1 protein-coding gene is annotated in these 1,293 nt (G+C 49.0%); it reads left to right on the forward strand.

Features of this window, described 5'->3' with window-relative positions; translation table 11 throughout:
• Positions 1-1,293, forward strand: a 1,293-nt coding sequence (locus QUB35_RS38985) for an Ig-like domain-containing protein (protein ID WP_333148434.1), incomplete at both ends; no start/stop codon positions are given.

Genomic DNA, 1,293 nt, shown 5'->3' on the forward strand with positions numbered 1-1,293 from the left:
CCCCGCAGACAACGCCACCAGTGTTGCAGTTGCTGCTGATTTAGTCGTCACCTTGAGTGAAGCCGTACAAAAAGGCACTGGCAATATTGTCATCAAGAAAACCGACGGCACGGTGGTTGAAACCATTGATGTCACCACACCCAATGTCACCGTTACTGGTAGTAGCGTCACCATTAATCCACTGGCAGATTTAGCGCCCGGTACAGGTTACTACGTTGAAATTGCCACTGGTGCGATTAAAGACTTAGCAGGTAATAATTATGTCGGCATTGCAGACGCAACTGCTTGGAATTTCACCACTGCTGTCGCCGTTGACACCACAGCCCCCACCGCTGCCAGTTTCAGCCCCGCAGACAACGCCACCAGTGTTGCAGTTGCTGCTGATTTAGTCGTCACCTTGAGTGAAGCCGTACAAAAAGGCACTGGCAATATTGTCATCAAGAAAACCGACGGCACGGTGGTTGAAACCATTGATGTCACCACACCCAATGTCACCGTTACTGGTAGTAGCGTCACCATTAATCCACTGGCAGATTTAGCGCCCGGTACAGGTTACTACGTTGAAATTGCCACTGGTGCGATTAAAGACTTAGCAGGTAATAATTATGTCGGCATTGCAGACGCAACTGCTTGGAATTTCACCACTGCTGTCGCCGTTGACACCACAGCCCCCACAGCCACTTTCACCCCCGCAGACAACGCCACCAGTGTTGCAGTTGCTGCTGATTTAGTCGTCACCTTGAGTGAAGCCGTACAAAAAGGCACTGGCAATATTGTCATCAAGAAAACCGACGGCACGGTGGTTGAAACCATTGATGTCACCACACCCAATGTCACCGTTACTGGTAGTAGCGTCACCATTAATCCACTGGCAGATTTAGCGCCCGGTACTGATTACTACGTTGAAATTGCCACTGGTGCGATTAAAGACTTAGCAGGTAATAATTATGTCGGCATTGCAGGTGCAACTGCTTGGAATTTCAACACTGCTGTCGCCGCTGATACCACAGCGCCTACTGCCACTTTCACCCCCGCAGATAACGCCACCAGTGTTGCAGTTGCTGCTAATTTAGTAGTCACCTTGAATGAAGCCGTCCAAAAAGGTACTGGCAATATTGTTATCAAGAAAACCGACGGCACGGTGGTGGAAACTATAAATGTTACCTCCACAAATGTCACTGTTAGCGGTAGTACCGTCACAGTTAACCCCACGGCGGATTTAGCGCAAGGTACTGGTTACTACGTTGAAATTGCTGCTGGTGCAATTAAAGACTTAGCTGGTAACAATTATGC

It is taken from the genome of Microcoleus sp. B13-B6, from assembly GCF_036705405.1.
Classification (GTDB): domain Bacteria; phylum Cyanobacteriota; class Cyanobacteriia; order Cyanobacteriales; family Microcoleaceae; genus Microcoleus.